Here is a 16,806-nt window from a genome sequence, read left to right on the forward strand (position 1 = left end):
CAATCAAACTGCTTTAAAAATTTATGTTGTGTCGTTATAAACTTTGGCAATGTCTGCCAAGAAATAATGAATGTGCAAAGCCAACTCCTTTTTATTTGGAGTTCTGCCAAAACATTAAAATTATGGTGGCAGAACGAAAGGGGGTTCGCAGACTGGCCGAAAAAACCCAGCACACCCGAAGGTGTCCCCCTCCCGTTCCACCGCAGAGGGGGCACGAGGGTTCGACACTAAAAGAATACACTTTTAATGCTTTTTCGGAACGGTCTGCGACAACCGACTGGCAATGTAGGCCAGCATGCGAAGAATAATATTCAAGTCTCTTTCAGTCAAGCATACAAAATGACAATCGTATTAAAATAGATCATTAAAAAGTAAGGATAAAAAATTCAGTTTTATTATTAAAATTTAGTTTATAAAACATTTATATAAAGCAAAGTATTTATTATTAAACAGGGCTTATTTTTTAAATTCTACTCAGTACACTTACACTGCCCACTTCATCTTTTGTTGTTATGAAATATATAAGAAAAATTAACCCGATGAAATAAACAAACAATAAAAATTAAACAGTCCTATTTTTCAAAATGTACCAGACTAGAGAATATCATCTCTACACTTACAGGAGATATAAATGAAAATCAGAGCATCACGTACTTATTCCGCTTCAGAAAATAATTATTTTATTTCAAAGGAATATGACTCTACCGTTATTCCTGTAAAAGGTATGTGTTTTACAGATTCAGGCTTAACTGAGAGTGGAGTAATCCAACCAGTAGAAATTACTGAAGTGACGATAGAACCAGAATCTAATTTTTATCATATTCTTTTAGCGCGCGATACTCATGATTATGGAAAAGAAGAGTTAAAAAGAAAGTTTGAAAACATGAAATCTAATGGATGGGAATATATCGAAGATTTATTCTTGTAATCTTTTTAAGATATCAAAATTAAATTTATAACAGCTATTTTAATTTTGAATTTCTATATAGCAAATAAAAGCCTCCAACAGTGAGGCTTTTATTTGCTATAAAAACCATTAAGACAAAGACTAAAAACAAAATCTTAAAATAAATTAATTCTTAAAATTAAAACAAAATTATGCCTGTTTTTATAATATATCCTTAAAACCACCATTTATATCATTTTAGGACAATTTAATATATTTCTTTTAGGTTTCGTTGACAACAAAGCACACCAATACTAATTTAATTCATCAAGTTCCTTTTTAGAACTAAATGATTTAATGAGGTATATAACATGACAACTACTCCGACAAGAATGCGAGAACCCTCTTCTTTTCCTGTACGCAGAATGGACTATAAGTTTGAGGAAATTGAAAAATATTGGTGTGATAACGATCCGGCCTTAACACATTTTTTTACCAGCATGTCGACGCTACTTCCCGAGGGAGAAGACTATTTTTTGCGTGTCGTGCGTTCTTTAAGAACAAGAATAAAAGATAATAAATTAAATACCGACGTGGGTGCATTTATAGGCCAAGAAGCCATGCATTCTAAAGAGCATCATACTTTTCACATAAGCGCTCAGCAGCAAGGCTTGGACCCTCAGTCTTTAGAAAAAATAACAGGACAGATATTAAAGCGAATTGAAAAGGTCTTTCCTGAAAAATGGAATTTGTCACTCGTCGCAGGACTCGAACATTATACGGCTACATTGGCAGTTGAAATGATGTCACATGTACAAAAACGTCTTACTGATCCCACCATACGTCATTTATGGTTATGGCATAGTATTGAGGAAACAGAACATAAAGCTGTCGTATATGATTTTTATGAATACCTCTATGGCAAAAATTTTAAAGCATATATTCCTAGAGTCAGCATTTATACATTTGGATTATTTCTAATATTATCTCTCTCAATTATATTTCAGTTCGTTTTAATGAAAAGAGATAAACAGTTATTAAATATAAAATCATGGGCAACTTATTTAAAATTTATGGCTTCAACAAGTTTACGCATAACCCCAAGCTTTCTATCTTATTACAAATTTAATTTCCATCCGAATAAAACCAACGAATTAGAATTACTTCAAAACATTAAAAGCGAAATTGGGTTGGTGTAAACTCTATAATGTTAGAAGGAATATCATTTTAGAATGAAGACGTCAGATGCTGAAGAGAACTCCCCAAGTCGAAAAATTGCAGAATCTTTGGGAGGCAAAGTAGTTTCAAAAGCTACTGGGCCAAAATATGTATTTGTAACCTATGAAATTCCTGTTAGTTTTTAAAGCCAATTAATTAAGCATTTACAACATATTGATCTAGATTTTTTAATGCAAAATCAATCACCCGTGACAGCTCTTCTTGCGAATATCCATCTCTTGCCTGAACCGATAATCCATGCAAAACAAGCGCATAATATTGCCCTAAAGTTTCAGGGTTAGCCTCTTCAACCAATTGACCCTCTGATTTTGCCTGAGCAAATCGATCAACCAGACTCTTAGCCCGTGCAATACGCTGTGCTTTCATCCATTCCAAAACAGCTTGGTTTTCTTCGCCTAACACACTTGCTGCCGACACGACCATACATCCATACGAATGATTAGTTTGCGTGTAAAGCGTTAAAGCATCTTGAAATAGCTGGTTGATTGCATGCTTAATATTTTTTTGTTTTAAAGCATTTAACGCGAAATTACCTTCATTTTTTTCATAATGATTTACGGCCTCTCTAAACAAAGCCTCTTTTGAGCCAAACGCTTTATAAATTCGAGCTGAGGCAATCCCCAAAACTTCCACTAAATCTGACATTGATGTGCCTTCATAGCCGTGAAGCCAGAAAAAATCTCTCGCTTTTACGAGGGCTTCTTCTCGATCAAACTCTCTTGGTCTGCCAGCCATAATGACCCTTCATCAAAATTAGTACGTCTTTTCATTATTATTCGAAAAAAAAAATTTCACAAATAAATCAATAAGATTTATTAAAAATACTTACGTTTTGTTTTGATTTTCAAATAAAAAGTTGTTTTTATCAAAAATTAAGCCTATTGTTTGTCGATCGACAACCAATTAGGTTTTATTATGAAAACCATCAAAGGCCCAAGTATTCACCTCGCTCAATTCAGTGATGATATTTTCCCATTTAACTGTCTAGAAGACATTGCTGCATGGGTAGCAAACCAAGGCTTTGAAGCGGTACAGCTTCCTGCTTGGGATAAGCGTTTATTCGATGTCAATTTAGCAGCAGAAAGCCAAGGTTATTGCGATGAAATCTTAGGTACTTTAAACAATCATGGCTTAAAAATTAGTGAGTTAACGACTCATATTTTTGGGCAATTAATGGCGGTGCATCCTGCTTATGACTCGATGTGCGACAACTTTGCCCCATCTCATTTACATAGCAATTCAGCAGCTAGAACCGAGTGGGCAAAACAACAAATGCTCGTATCAATTCAAGCATCTGCCCGCTTAGGCCTTAAAGACATGGGGACATTTTCTGGCTCGTTGGCATGGCCTTATGTATTTCCGTTTCCTCAAAGACCTTCAGGCCTTATAGAAACGGCGTTTGATGAATTAGCACGTCGCTGGCTTCCTATTTTGAATGCTTGTGATGAACAAGACGTGAACCTTTGCTATGAAATTCACCCCGGTGAAGATTTGCATGACGGCATTACATTTGAAATGTTTTTAGAGCGAACTCACAACCACCCTCGTTGCAATATTCTTTTTGACCCAAGCCATTTTGTTTTGCAGCAACTGAATTACGTGGAATATATCGATATCTATAAAGATTTCATTCGCATGTTTCATGTTAAAGATGCCGAATTTAATCCAACAGGCCGCCAAGGAATGTATAGCGGCTATCAAAGCTGGGGAAATCGAGCGGGTCGATTCCGTTCTACGGGTGATGGTCAAGTTGACTTTAAAGCAATTTTTTCAAAGTTAGCACATTATGACTACGAAGGCTGGGCCACATTAGAGTGGGAATGCTGTCTCAAAAATAAGGACGATGGCGCACGCGAAGGTGCCGAGTTCATTAAGCAAAATATTATTCATGTCACCGATAAAGTGTTTGATGACTTTGCGGCTGCCCCTGTGAATCAGACTCAAATTAATCAGTTATTGGGTATTTAAGGAACCGCAAGAGAACTCATCATGAAAACTCACCTATCCAATGAAAATACGCATAACGAATTCCAACATCATTACATTCATATCGAGAGCAAAAAATTACACTACGTCACCTTAGGGGAAGGTCCAGTTGTATTGCTTATTCCAGGTTGGCCGCAAACATGGTACGCGTGGCACAAGGTCATGATTGAACTGGCAAAACAGGGTTATCAAGCCATCGCTGTTGATTTACCCGGAACCGGAAATTCAGCTCCACTGGATGGAAGTTACGATACGGGGCGCATTGCTAAAATCTTATCGATGCTCATGACTCAACTTGAATACCCAACTTATTCGGTTGTTGGTCACGACATTGGCATGTGGGTTGCCTATGCACTTGCATCAGACTTTCCTGAATCCGTGACCCGTCTTGCGGTAACAGAAGCGGTAATTCCCGGGTTGGCCCCCGCACCTCCTATTTTTGTTGAGCCAAGTGAAAACATTTTTCTTTGGCATTTCATGTTTAACCAAATCCTAGACTTACCCGAAGCCTTAATTGCGGGCCGCGAAGATACCTATTTAAATTATATGTTTGATAAATGGTCGTGGCACAAAGATAAAGTGGCGACTCAAACTTATATTGAAGCCTATAAAATCCCGGGGCGTTTAACGGCGGGTTTTAATTATTACCGCTCTATTCCAGAGACCATACGTCAAAATAAGCTTAGAGTAACAAAAAGTTTAGACATGCCAGTTTTAGCCATAGGCGCTGAACATGCTACCGCTAATGCGCCTTATGAAACCATGAAAAAGGTTTCACCGCATTTAACCAGTGCGATTGTAAAAGACTGCGGTCATTTCATTATGGAAGAACAGTCAGAAATATTTAGTTCACTCATTTTAGATTTTTTGCAGCAGGAAAAAAGCGATGCCATTAATTGCTGAAATTGAAAGCTGGCTTAAGTCTAGGCCAACCACACAGGCTGTAAACTCGTTACAAGAACTTAGGGAGCAAGTAAATAAAGACATTATTGATCAGCAAGGCATTCAGCACGATGCAAGCTATCAAAAAAGTTTTTATGTTGCTGTGTCAGATGGTGCCGAAATTGAAGTGCGTGTTTATATTCCCTATTCACTCGAAAACGCAGAGCAACGACCCGCTTTGGTTTTTGCGCATGGTGGAGGATGGTGCCTCGGAAGTTTAGACGCATGGGATCGCTCGTGTCGGTTGTTAGCAGAAACCATTCAACAAGTTGTATTTTCTGTGGACTATCGCTTGGCTCCAGAGTTTAAGTTCCCAACACCTTTAAATGACTTTTTTACGGCGTTTCGCTATATCCATGAAAATGCTTCACTATTTGGCATTGATCAAAACCGGATTGCTGTAGGTGGAGATAGTGCAGGCGCAAACATAGCTGCCGCCACATGTTTAATGGCAAAACAACATCCAGAAATTAAGGTGAGCCATCAACTTCTTTTCTACCCTGCCTTAGATGCCACGATGAGTAGCAATTCTTATCGCCAATATGCTGAAGGTTATGGTTTGGAGCCATCTACAATGATTTATTGCTGGGATCAATATGTGCAAGATGAAAATGAAAAACACAATGAACTTGTAAGTCCGTTACTGGCTCATTCTTTAGATAGACTGCCGGATGCAACCATTTTTGTATGTGAATATGACCCTGTTCGGGATGATGGTGAAAGATATACTCAAAAACTGTGGGATGCAGGTATTCAAGTAAACTTTCATTTGTTGGAAGGAATGATTCACGGCGCGATTCACATGCTTGCAATTAGCCCCGAAAAGGTAAAATCTATCTATCATAAAATTTGCATGTAGATAGATTTAGTTCCATCATTTAAGCATTTCAGTTAGTCGGGCCACTCTTCAAAATTGTTTAATTACAGATCTGGAGTGGCCCAATTTACTTTAACTATGGATATTGACTATCCCAGTCTCTTTTATGACACCGTAAACTTAACACTGTTATTTTGATAAATTGGCGTAATATCCTTGCCATTAAGCGTCACTTTTTTATATGTGCCTTGAACCTTTTTAGCTGATAACACCGTATAAGTTCCGGCTGCTAAATTGTCTTTTGTGACGAGCTGCAATGTTCCATTTAAGGTAAGGGTATTTGCTACCTGAACTGCTGGAAGTGCATTCGATTTGAAAGTGATGTTGAATGTCGTTCCTGCAAGCTGAGTTAAATTACCCGCAATGGTAACTGTTTTAGCTGAGTTGGTTTTTAATAGGCTATTTTCACGCATATAAATATCGCCTTGACCAGCACCATACTCAGACAATATTTCTAAACCACCCTGCTTTAAATCAATACCGCCCGTAAATGCATTATTTCCTGTCAGGGCTAAAGTTCCTGTGCCTAATTTGGTCAGTTTACCCGCACCGGTAATATCATTCGTCCATTGGTCATATTGGTTAAAACCACCTAAACTGGCATCCATGGTGAGATTTACGTCACCATCGAAACTGCCATAACCAGCGCCTGCTTTAAATAAGTTTAAGCGTCCATAACCTTCAGCGTCATCCATGACTGGATAACCCGAAGCAAGCGCAGTTGATTTTAAAACCACACGGCGCTGATCGACTGTTAAATAAGGAAGTCGGGTTTCCAATAAAACTTCTGCCCCTTTAGGCACCGTTGCTATTTTTGTTTTATCGCCAATTTGATTAAACCCATAAGTCATCCAGTGGTTCACTTGCTGTTTTAATTTTTCAAGATCGGCAAAACGGTCATTCGCGTCATAAGGTGTTTTAGCCAAACGATAAAACGATTCAAACGTGGTGGTATTGGTCTCTTTCATGAGCTGTGTTTGGGCTTGTAAATAAGCTTCTTTTCGTTGCTCTACAGTCATTGCATTTAAGTTTGCAACATCTGCGGCAATTGACTGAAGTCGTCCACCAATCACATCCATGGCTGAATGCATTCCCGCGATAATACGTGAATCGCCTAAATCTAAACCACGAGCAATAATTTCCTGATAACGCTGCGGCACTAAATAAGCCATCGCAATTGCGTTTCGGCCAGCTTCGGCTGTGTGTCCACTTGGAAAACCACCGTCAGTTGCGGGATTACTACTTTTTGCAGGTTCTAAACTAGGCACAACAATGACTTCTGAACTCCAGCGCCACGGGCGAGCATATTTATAAAAACGTTTTGCAGACTCTGTTGATGAGTTATTTCCCATTGCTTGAACAAACTCAACGACTTTTCCAAAGTTGGCATTGCCATCAGCCGTGGTCAGTCCACTATTATTTCCTTTGTCATCGTATTTTACTTGTGCGGCATCGGCTGGTACTGAATTGATTGTGGTGGTCTGCCCAGTGAGTTTTCTCCACGGATCGGTTAATGCTCCCATGCCTGTGGTAACGCTATAACTTTTTCCACGTCTATCGTCTAAATAGGCCCGAATCGCTTCTTCTTCTGTACGTTTATGAGTGGTCTGAATTGAATAATTAATATTGTAATTCAATACATCTGCATTCTTTTTTGTACCATCCGTACTGTCACCTGGTAGACCTGTCCAGTTTGATTCGACTACCGCCGGGAAACCATCTCTCGCTTCGGCAGATTGGCCTGCATCGACAAACAAACTTGATGGCGTCCATACATCCAAAAAGCCGCTCAGCACACGCACGCCAGCATTTGTTTCAACCGTTGCATAACGTGCGTCACCGCGTTGATTCGTCATCCATGAATCTACAATGGTAGTAATATTTGAAGGTGCTGGCGCCGTATCCTCAAAGCCTACGCCCTTTGGTGCTGCGGGTATTTCTTGATTGTCTACCGAATTATTATCAGAAGAATTGCTGTCATTACACCCCGTGAAAAAGACCGAGCAAGAGATAAGAGAAAGTAAAAGTGTATTTATTTTAAAGCTTGACATGATGTGATCCGTTTAATAAATATACGTATCTTTCACCATCAATGTTTAGCTGTTATTACATATCTACAATTAGTTTAAATTTATTCTAAATAATATAAATCCTCTTTTTACACTCCATATTTCTCTATTAGAGCCTAAAAATAGGTGTTTTATTTATTGATTGAATTGTGGCAATTGTTTGATAAAGTCATTTAAAGGCTGTGGGCAGCCCCACAAATAGCCCTGAAATTCAGTGCATCCATTACTTTTAAAATTACTAAATTGTTCAGTCGTTTCAATGCCTTCCACGAGCACTCGAAGGTTCAAATCCAAACCAATTTTAATAATACCCGCAACCAATTTATTACTGCGCTTATCCTCCAAAGCTGCCTGTACAAAGCTACGGTCAATTTTGATTTGGCTAATCGGCATTTTTTGTAAATAGCTTAAAGATGAATACCCTGTACCAAAATCATCAAGGGAAAGCTGAATTTCATGTTTAGATAAGAAATGCATTTTTTCGATCATGCTCGCACAATTATTTAAAGCAATATTTTCAGTGATTTCTAAAATGAGCCGAGATGGATTGATATCAAATCTCTGAACCAAACCAATCACAGTGTGCTCAAAATTTGGTTGCATGAAATGATCAGCACTAATATTGATTGAAAGCGTAAGATCTTTGGTCTCGTCTTTTTTACTCCAATCTTGTAGAACTTTGCAGGCTTGAACCAACACCCACTCCCCAATCTCTGGCATTAATCCAAAAGTTTCTGCTGCTGGAATAAAATCTTTTGTGGGAACATATCCTAAAACAGGATGAAGCCATCTTAATAAAGCTTCTGCCCCAATCAGCGTTTCAGAAGAATTGACTTGAGGCTGATAAAAAAGCTCAAATTGTTGCTTAGAAAGCGCCAAACGTAGGTCTTGCACCATACTATTTTCTATTTGTATCTCTAATTGCATGGTGTAAATTGAAATACAAATCATGAGTGTAGCAACACAAGTTGCAATCCATCCCCCATGATCACGAATATCTTCTGACAAAGGTATAGCACTGTCGAGAGTGAAAGAGCTGCCACTAAAAAATATAAAGCACACAATCGACAATACGATTAAAACAATTTGTAAAAAGCTTGGATCTCTACGGTAATTTAAATATCCCAATATCGCCCCTGCGGGTAAAAACAAATGAGCCACCCGAGGCCGATCAATTGTCGCTATATCAAAAAATAGGCAAAAAACAACTGGAAAAACCAGCAGAACAAATTGTGATAGAAGAATACCTGCTGAAATTCGGCGTATATAAATTAAAAAAAGGCTAAATATGGATACTAAGGTGAAAAACACATCCATATAAACAATCAGCCACATTTGGGCAAATGCGAAATATATGGTCCAAAACAGGCAAAACATGAGACAAATAAAGATATTTGCTTTAGCTGCAATGGTAAGTTGCTGGTCCTTTATAGGCTGGTAATTCTTCTTTTGTTTTTTTAAGTAAGACGAAGCTATCATAAATAAACCAACCGTAAAAATATTACTTCATAGACCCCTAACTTGATCATTGATACTCCACTTCGATATCACCAATAAAACATCATTTTTTATTCCCTTGTTATGGGTATTATTAATTTTCAACAAGGTGTTTTTTTCTCTGGTAGTAGAGTCCGGTTGTTCAATAAAAGTGGTTAAAAAATATCACTTTTCCAAGAGCTCTTATAATTTAAAGTATTACCCTACAACAATACACGTCTCTACTAGGCTGGCACAAGGTTTGTGTGCTGACAGCAGCCCAATTATTTATTGCCCTACTTTTACTGACCTTAATTCAGAGACAAAGTATGTTCTTTTCGAGTGGAGATAAATCGGCTTAATCAATTGGAATGGAATATTTTCGACAAAGCTCAGGCTATAATATTAGTCATGCTCTATTATTTTATTTAATTCTCATATGAAGAATGCGTTTTCTGACAGCAATCAAATTAGACAAGTGTCGAGTTTCCCTGAACTTATCAATACAAAGTTTCAAGGAGAGACAAATGCCTTATGTTGGCATAGAGATTTGGTGGGCGACTTTAAAGAAATTGTGAATAAACTTCATTTAAAAGAGAATATTACAGAAGTTTCTATTGAAGACCTTTTAGCGCTACAGCTTTCAGAACAAGGCAATTTGGCAAGAGAAATTATTTTAGAAGATATCCAGCAATTAACTGATTTCGGCGCATCGCCTGTACTAAATTTGCTTAAACATTATGAACGTGATGAAGAGCTAGATTTCATTTCAACAGATGTATATTCATTTCATGTTGATCGCTCTCCTATTGAAACAGATACGTTCCTATGTACTTATTACGGCGCTGCCAGTGACATCGTGCCCAATCACCAAGTTGAACAAAAGGTTTTGATTCCAGAAATTAGAGAAAAGCTCCAAGAGTTACATGATGGCCCAGAAGCTGAATTTGAAGCCTTCTTGGCAGAGTATTTTTTTGATTTGCATTATCAGCCGAGACCCGATGCTCAACCTGTAAATTTAGGAACAGGACATATTTGGCGTTTGGCAGTAGATCATCCCACTCAAAAGGTTTTACCGTGTGTTCATCGGGCACCTGTTGAAAAAGATGGTGAGTATAGATTGCTTTTGATTTGTTAAATGTTTATTCCATATACTTTAAATGAATTTGGACTCTATAAAATTTAAGTTTTATTCTTTTCTTAAATATTTTGATTTAACTCACTTTAAGACAATACTATTATTTAAAACAGGCTTGAACCCTTTGAAACTGAATTTTTAATTCACACAAGAACTCAAAAATAATTTTTATTAATTTTAAGCTCAACAAATCAATTTATTTAAAAATTTATTAGTAATAAATTATCTATAAATATTACTTCAATACTATCAATTATAGTAATATCAACACCGATTAAATACGCACAGTAAGTACTTTATTTTAAAATATTTTCTAAAATTGGAATCCACAACAAATGAGTAAATTTAATTTAAGATTAGGGGTTACCTTAATAGCGCTCGTGCTTCTACAAGCATGTGCAACGACACCACAACCGAAAATAACGAATAAACAAGCAAAAGGAGTTCTGGAATCTATAAAACCAGATGAAAAACTAAATCCTATTGTACTTAGTATTAGTTTTAATAGTGGAATAATTTATCCTTCTTTAAAAATAGAAAGCCTTACAGAAAAAACAGCCATACAGAAAAATAATAAAATTTATGAAATTAAAATGATAAATTCTGATGTCTCTCGCTCTACATTTATTTATAGTGGACAACTACCAGCTGGTGAATATCGGATTGTTGAATTGAGCGACTATCAACCATCTCCAAATCCTTTTCTTTCAGGTAAAATCCAATTTATCAATTTAAATGATAAAGATAAACCTCACCCGATGGGTACTTTTAAAGTACTAGAAAATACCACGACTGATTTAGGACGTATTAATTTAACCCATGCTAATGATGCCTACTTAATAGCAAGATCTGAAAAACATTCTTCTAATAAGGATTTAATTAATAAATTAAAGAATAATTATCTAGAAGCAATTTATAAAGATACAATTTTGAATGGGTGGACGCAACCAGTTACAACTTTAGAAAAAAATATAGGCGATGAAAGCAAGATACTCCCCTTTGGTATGCAGTGTTTTAAAGAGCTAAAAGATAATACTATTGTAGCCTCAAGCAAAATTGGCTCAGTTTTTTTCTTCCCTCCACAAGACACTAATAAAAAAACTAAAATTTTTCAAAGTAATGATGGCTTAGCTTTTGATTGTGTAACTATAAAAGAAAATTATAACTTTGATTTTCTAGCTTATGGTGAAATGAATACTCTTTATAAACATTTAAAAGGAAGTGATGTTCTTACTCCAATTGACAGTGGTAATTTACCAATCGGCATAATTTCCTCTATCGTTGGTGATGATCAAAACGGATGGTTTCTATCTCATATAGTAGGTCGTAAAGCTACAGTTTATAAGAGTAATCACTTAGAAAATGGTAATTGGCAACCAATTGTACAAAAAGAAATTTTTGATAATTTTTGGGGATTAAGTGGTTTTTGGATGTGGGAGGATGAACAAGGATTTAGCTATGCAGATATGTATGGAAAAATTAACCATTATAATTATATAACAAAAAAATGGTCTGAAAATAAAGTTCCAAATAATGAGAATATCTCTCAACTAGTAGTTAACCCAGATAAATCAATTAGCGTAATTACTTCAAAGCGTGGTTTTGCAGGTATATTTTCAAATCTATTTAATTCTAATGATCATGGTACAACATGGCAAAAAGTTAATAGTCCCTTTAAAGTAAATGTTTTCCCTGCCCAAGTTTCAAAACAGGGAGATTTATATATATCAGGTGCACAATTTAATTGGGACAAATTAGCAATTTCAGAAGATGCAGGTAAGACTTGGCAAATGCATGAAATAATGGCTCCTAGTTCTATAGTTACTTTAAATTCAGGAGCACTTCTTAACATCCTTTATTCTGGCCAATATGCATTGGTTAAAATATCAAATGATAAAGGCCAAACTTGGAAGATTCTTTATAGTACCTATAACAGAAACTTAAAAGAATTATCAAAATAGCATGATGTTCAATTTATAAACACAATTATTATACCTGTTACTTAAAGATTAATACTGTTTAGAGAAAATTCTAAACAGTATTTTTTAATTTTCCTAACTACTGATTCATGTTAAATCTTAAATCATTCTTTTATATCAACAATACTAGTTTCAAGATTCATCATCTATCACCAAAAAGAGTATCCCCAGGCCTGTGCCAAAGACCATGGGGAATAGTCAGCAATTTTTAATTTCAACACGGCAGTACCTGTAAAATAGTTTATTGAGAAATAATAAAAACGTTATCAATTATTTAATTTTCTGACACTTTTATTCCTTCGTAAAACGTTGCAAATGAGTCTCATTTATATATACTTTACACGCTTTCCCGGGTCTAGTCGGCACTACGGTTCGCTTCAGTTCCAATGACGGTTCTTTTTCAGCCTCCACACGATTTTTTATATCACTCAGGTATACTTATGTTTGCTTTCTCCCCACGTAAAAATCTAATTACTGTTGAAATTTTAAAACATAGTAGCCCCTTGCTTTTATCATTGCTGCCTGTCATATCTTGGGCAGAAACAACTGCGATCCAACCGGCTCAACTAGAGACTATCAAAGTTCAGGCTGAAGCGAACTCAAGCTATATCGAAACTCAAACAGCGTCGACCTTACGAGGCAATCAAAAAAATCTAGAAAGCCCACAGACCGTAAATGTTGTATCTAAGCAATATATGAAAGACTATTTACCTGCAAATCTGGACAATGCTCTGACCCAAGTCAGCGGCATTACGCAGGGTAATACTTTAGGTGGTACGCAAGATACCGTAATGAAACGTGGTTTTGGTGACAATCGTGACGGCTCGATTACCGTAAACGGTATGCCGATTGTGCAAGGCCGAACCATGAATGCGGCAGTTGAACAAGTTGAAGTTTTAAAAGGGCCGTCTTCTCTCCTCTATGGCATTATGGATCCGGGTGGTTTGGTTAATGTGATTACAAAGAAACCAGAGACCACTCAAAAAACTGAATTTTCAATGTATGGCTCAAGCTTTGCTGCGGGTAAAAATGGTTTAGGCGCAAGCATAGATACTACTGGCGCAATTAATGATAGTAACTTTTCCTATCGCTTTATTGCCGATCACTCAGATGCAGACTATTGGCGTAATTTTGGCAACCTCAAACAGTCATTAATTGCTCCATCTTTAGCGTGGGATAATGGTCAAACTAAAGTGAACCTGAGCTATCAATACCGCCACTTTGATGTGCCTTTTGATCGCTCTACCGTTTTTGACCCTAAAACAAATAAAGCCCTACCCATCTCTAAATATCAACGTCTAGATGAAGCTTTTAACCAAATGAAAGGTGAAGATCATCTGGCTCAATTGTTGGTTGATCACCAGATTAATGATAATTGGTCAGCTCACTTTGGTTATACATACAACTACGAAACCTATGATGCCAATCAATTACGTGTGACCAAGTTAGATACAACCAAACATACAGTGACACGCCGTACTGATGCGACTTTAAATGCAGAAAGTATAGATAGTAATGCCCAAGCGTATATCAATGGTTCAACCAATCTGTTTGGTTTAAAACATGATATTCAATTCGGTTCAGACATCGAATATCGCAAATATTTCCGTCCAGATATGGTTCGAGGTGATACCTCAACCTTAGATTATTTAAATCCAAGTTTTGGAACTGTTGAAGCATCTCAAAATGTTGTCGCATCAGATAGCGACCAAACCGATAAACTACATACCTATGGGTTTTATGTTCAAGACGCCATTCATTTAAATGAGAAATGGATTGCCGTACTCGGTGGTCGTTACCTTAACTATGAGCAAACTGCTGGACGAGGCAGACCATTTAAGGAAAATACCAACACCAACGATGATGCTTGGCTTCCACACGCAGGTTTAGTTTATAAGTGGAATGACCAACTTTCATTCTATGGTAGTTATACCGAGTCACTTAAACCATCTTCTTCAATTGCCCCTTTAGGCGGCGATGCTGTCATTAATGCAGATGTTCAACCTGAACAAGCCAAGTCTTATGAAGTTGGTGCAAAATACGAATTAAATGACCGTATCAAAGCCAATTTTGCACTCTATGACATTAAAAAGCGTAACGTTTTAGCTAAAGTCACCAATTCATCTACTAATGAAGTCGAACTGCATACAACGGGTGCTGTTCGCTCTAAAGGGGCTGAACTCGACCTGACAGGGCGACTAACAGATCAGCTTGATGCGACTCTAACCTATGCCTATACAGATGCTAAAGTGACAGAGGATGAAAGTGGTCTAGAAGGCAACCGCCTAAACAACGTGGCGCGTAATACAGCGTCTCTGGCATTGGCCTATAACTATGGAAAGCTTTACAACGGTAATTTACGTTTAGGCTTGAGCGGTAATTATGTAGGAAAACGTGCTGGCGATTCGGAAAATACCTTTGACCTGCCAGACTATACACTGGCTAACGCCTTTGTGAGTTATGACACCACCATTGCTAAACAAGCGGTCACTTTCCAATTTAATTTAAATAATATCTTTGACACCACTTACTACACAGCTAGCGTCAATAATTTGGCCGTGTCTCAAGGTGACTCTCGCCAAGCAGTATTACGCGCAACCTTTAAATTTTAAAACACAGGATCAGAGCGGTGTTAAATCACTGCTCTTTCGAGAACAATATGAAAAAGCTTCTTTCTACGGTAATGTTGATTGGCATACTGTTTAGCTCTTCTGTTTATGCCCAAACACGAATTGCATTGATCTCACAGCTCAAGGGGTCGTCGGCCAGTACAGATGTCGCTATTCAAAAATACTTGCAGAGCAAAGGCTATCAAGTTGAAGTATTAGATCAATCTGTTTCACCAAATAACTTAAAAAATACAGATTTAGTCATTATTTCGTCTACAGTCGCTTCTAAAAATCTTCAATCGGGTTGGCGACAACTGCCTGTTCCACTCATGACGTGGGAAAACGATTATCTTGATGATCTAGCTATGACAGGTAAACGAATTAATAGCGATTTTGGCGAAGTCGAGAAAGAACGTTATTTGTGGTTAGTCAATGCGCCACATTCTCTCTCTGCACATCTTTCTGCGGGAACTCACAATGTCTATAAAGCGCAAGCGCCTATGAGTTGGGGCAAACCCGGATTAGGGGCTACCATTATCGCGACCATTTATGGGCAACCTGAAAAAGTGGCAATCTGGGGTTATGAGAAAGGTGCAACCATGGATTATGAGTCTTTAGCGCCCGCAAAACGACTGATGTTTTTTCTAAACAATGAAACATTTACTAATCTATCCGACGATGGATTAAAACTATTTGATGCCTCAATTCAATGGCTAATCAACAAATAAAAAAACCTCATAAAAATTGTTTTGGGGATGGTTGACCACTTATATCGACTTATCCCTAAAAGAACAGTTTTTGGCTTCATTGCTACAAGATAAGTGCCATATTCATTATTATTTTTTCTATTATTAATATACGACATTCACCCGCACCCAATCTTCATACTTAGTGGCCTGAACATTGGTACTTGATGTAATTGCGCCATGAATAGGAATATTTTCTTTCATTCCTGTGGCGATTCTTGAATCTACTTTACTTCCTGACCCACCCCAAATTTGAGTATGGCTCGCATCTTGAAATAGTACATATGCAACAGATGCTGGGCTTGCAGCAGATTTAAGCTCAAAGTTATTGTCTGAAGTGACAGCCAATTGATAGGGTGTATTTTGGGTGCATTGAACAGATACATTCGTTGTTGCAGGAGCAACGGGTTGAGAACGTACAACTGCGCCAAAATCTAAAGTTCCTTGTGTCGAAACTTCACAACTTTCTATAATGGTTAAACTGACCCTTAATGATGTAGATGTATTTCCAGCATCTGCGCTATTTATTATCAGCATTCCCACAAGAGAAAATAAAGTATATTTAATGACTTTCATTTCTTCTCCTTATATTTTCGTTCTAATATCTATTCATCTTTATATTGTGTTTTTTCTGTTCTGATTAAAGAAACAGCTTCAGGATCTTTTAGTTATAAAACTTAATATTGCACACTGTCAATCAACACTAATCACATGATTTACATATTATTTTTATAAATTGTGATGAGCAACACACAATCCAACTAATTTAAAAAATATTTAATCATTTTTATTTCGCTTATGCATATATTTTTTATCACTTCCCCCGCCTGTATATTTATTTAACAGGTCTCTACATTTA

Annotated in this window: 13 protein-coding genes and 1 pseudogene; 10 read left to right on the forward strand and 4 right to left on the reverse strand. The window is 37.0% G+C overall.

Annotated elements, in window-relative coordinates:
- The first annotated feature begins 631 nt into the window (after nt 1-631).
- The 3 genes and pseudogenes from OD757_RS05545 to OD757_RS05555 all read left to right on the forward strand — a co-directional run.
- Nucleotides 632-928, forward strand: coding sequence for a hypothetical protein (locus OD757_RS05545; RefSeq protein ID WP_262144550.1), 297 nt, complete (start codon nt 632-634; stop codon nt 926-928).
- A 329-nt stretch (nt 929-1,257) separates the two neighbouring features.
- On the forward strand, nt 1,258-2,085 hold the full coding sequence (locus OD757_RS05550; RefSeq protein ID WP_263031139.1) for a metal-dependent hydrolase: 828 nt from the start codon (nt 1,258-1,260) through the stop codon (nt 2,083-2,085).
- A 48-nt stretch (nt 2,086-2,133) separates the two neighbouring features.
- A pseudogene (locus OD757_RS05555) lies at nt 2,134-2,250 on the forward strand (GNAT family N-acetyltransferase); the annotation flags it as partial.
- A 10-nt stretch (nt 2,251-2,260) separates the two neighbouring features.
- Here OD757_RS05555 and OD757_RS05560 read toward each other — a convergent pair.
- Nucleotides 2,261-2,860 carry a TetR/AcrR family transcriptional regulator gene (locus tag OD757_RS05560; protein WP_263031140.1) on the reverse strand — a complete coding sequence of 200 codons (600 nt, stop codon included), beginning with the start codon at nt 2,858-2,860 and terminating at the stop codon, nt 2,261-2,263.
- Between the two features lie 180 nt (nt 2,861-3,040).
- On the opposite strand from OD757_RS05560, the gene OD757_RS05565 reads away from it, so the two are divergent.
- From OD757_RS05565 to OD757_RS05575, 3 genes are read left to right on the forward strand one after another with little or no spacing between them, the layout of a single operon-like run.
- Entirely contained in the window at nt 3,041-4,093 is a 1,053-nt protein-coding gene (locus OD757_RS05565; RefSeq protein WP_263031141.1) for a sugar phosphate isomerase/epimerase family protein, read from the forward strand.
- 21 nt (nt 4,094-4,114) lie between these two features.
- Nucleotides 4,115-5,014: an alpha/beta fold hydrolase gene (locus OD757_RS05570; RefSeq protein WP_263031142.1), complete on the forward strand. Its 900-nt coding sequence runs from the start codon at nt 4,115-4,117 to the stop codon at nt 5,012-5,014.
- A complete protein-coding gene (locus OD757_RS05575; RefSeq protein WP_263031143.1) occupies nt 4,998-5,912 on the forward strand; it encodes an alpha/beta hydrolase in 915 nt (304 codons plus the stop codon). The genes OD757_RS05570 and OD757_RS05575 overlap by 17 nt, the downstream gene beginning before the upstream one ends.
- Before the next feature lie 122 nt (nt 5,913-6,034).
- Here the strand turns inward: OD757_RS05575 and OD757_RS05580 are convergent, their stop codons facing one another.
- Together OD757_RS05580 and OD757_RS05585 are read right to left on the reverse strand one after the other, a co-directional pair.
- Entirely contained in the window at nt 6,035-7,981 is a 1,947-nt protein-coding gene (locus OD757_RS05580; protein ID WP_263031144.1) for an acid phosphatase, read from the reverse strand.
- A 153-nt stretch (nt 7,982-8,134) separates the two neighbouring features.
- Nucleotides 8,135-9,478: an EAL domain-containing protein gene (locus OD757_RS05585; protein WP_263031145.1), complete on the reverse strand. Its 1,344-nt coding sequence runs from the start codon at nt 9,476-9,478 to the stop codon at nt 8,135-8,137.
- 436 nt (nt 9,479-9,914) lie between these two features.
- On the opposite strand from OD757_RS05585, the gene OD757_RS05590 reads away from it, so the two are divergent.
- The 4 genes from OD757_RS05590 to OD757_RS05605 all read left to right on the forward strand — a co-directional run bounded on the left by OD757_RS05590 (nt 9,915) and on the right by OD757_RS05605 (nt 15,929).
- Entirely contained in the window at nt 9,915-10,613 is a 699-nt protein-coding gene (locus tag OD757_RS05590) for a DUF1826 domain-containing protein (protein WP_263031146.1), read from the forward strand.
- Nucleotides 10,614-10,948: 335 nt separating this feature from the next.
- Nucleotides 10,949-12,574, forward strand: a complete 1,626-nt coding sequence (locus OD757_RS05595) for a WD40/YVTN/BNR-like repeat-containing protein (protein WP_263031147.1) — start codon at nt 10,949-10,951, stop codon at nt 12,572-12,574.
- Nucleotides 12,575-13,032: 458 nt separating this feature from the next.
- On the forward strand, nt 13,033-15,204 hold the full coding sequence (locus OD757_RS05600; protein WP_263031148.1) for a TonB-dependent siderophore receptor: 2,172 nt from the start codon (nt 13,033-13,035) through the stop codon (nt 15,202-15,204).
- A 47-nt stretch (nt 15,205-15,251) separates the two neighbouring features.
- Nucleotides 15,252-15,929 carry a hypothetical protein gene (locus OD757_RS05605; RefSeq protein WP_263031149.1) on the forward strand — a complete coding sequence of 226 codons (678 nt, stop codon included), beginning with the start codon at nt 15,252-15,254 and terminating at the stop codon, nt 15,927-15,929.
- A gap of 123 nt (nt 15,930-16,052) precedes the next feature.
- On the opposite strand, the gene OD757_RS05610 is transcribed toward OD757_RS05605, so the two are convergent.
- Nucleotides 16,053-16,523 (reverse strand): spore coat U domain-containing protein, encoded by a 471-nt coding sequence (locus OD757_RS05610; RefSeq protein WP_263031150.1) that lies wholly within the window; start codon nt 16,521-16,523, stop codon nt 16,053-16,055.
- Nucleotides 16,524-16,806: the final 283 nt, after the last annotated feature.

Origin of the sequence: Acinetobacter sp. AYS6, assembly GCF_025630795.1 — a bacterium.
Lineage (GTDB): Bacteria > Pseudomonadota > Gammaproteobacteria > Pseudomonadales > Moraxellaceae > Acinetobacter.

What these genes read in the sequence shown, in the direction of transcription:
- OD757_RS05560 (WP_263031140.1), bottom strand. Translation starts at nt 2,860, where the DNA reads ATGGCTGGCAGACCAAGAGAGTTTGATCGAGAAGAAGCCCTCGTAAAA.
- OD757_RS05550 (WP_263031139.1), top strand. Translation starts at nt 1,258, where the DNA reads ATGACAACTACTCCGACAAGAATGCGAGAACCCTCTTCTTTTCCTGTA.
- OD757_RS05565 (WP_263031141.1), top strand. Translation starts at nt 3,041, where the DNA reads ATGAAAACCATCAAAGGCCCAAGTATTCACCTCGCTCAATTCAGTGAT.
- OD757_RS05595 (WP_263031147.1), top strand. Translation starts at nt 10,949, where the DNA reads ATGAGTAAATTTAATTTAAGATTAGGGGTTACCTTAATAGCGCTCGTG.
- OD757_RS05610 (WP_263031150.1), bottom strand. Translation starts at nt 16,523, where the DNA reads ATGAAAGTCATTAAATATACTTTATTTTCTCTTGTGGGAATGCTGATA.
- OD757_RS05605 (WP_263031149.1), top strand. Translation starts at nt 15,252, where the DNA reads ATGAAAAAGCTTCTTTCTACGGTAATGTTGATTGGCATACTGTTTAGC.
- OD757_RS05600 (WP_263031148.1), top strand. Translation starts at nt 13,033, where the DNA reads ATGTTTGCTTTCTCCCCACGTAAAAATCTAATTACTGTTGAAATTTTA.
- OD757_RS05545 (WP_262144550.1), top strand. Translation starts at nt 632, where the DNA reads ATGAAAATCAGAGCATCACGTACTTATTCCGCTTCAGAAAATAATTAT.
- OD757_RS05570 (WP_263031142.1), top strand. Translation starts at nt 4,115, where the DNA reads ATGAAAACTCACCTATCCAATGAAAATACGCATAACGAATTCCAACAT.
- OD757_RS05575 (WP_263031143.1), top strand. Translation starts at nt 4,998, where the DNA reads ATGCCATTAATTGCTGAAATTGAAAGCTGGCTTAAGTCTAGGCCAACC.
- OD757_RS05580 (WP_263031144.1), bottom strand. Translation starts at nt 7,981, where the DNA reads ATGTCAAGCTTTAAAATAAATACACTTTTACTTTCTCTTATCTCTTGC.
- OD757_RS05585 (WP_263031145.1), bottom strand. Translation starts at nt 9,478, where the DNA reads ATGATAGCTTCGTCTTACTTAAAAAAACAAAAGAAGAATTACCAGCCT.
- OD757_RS05590 (WP_263031146.1), top strand. Translation starts at nt 9,915, where the DNA reads ATGAAGAATGCGTTTTCTGACAGCAATCAAATTAGACAAGTGTCGAGT.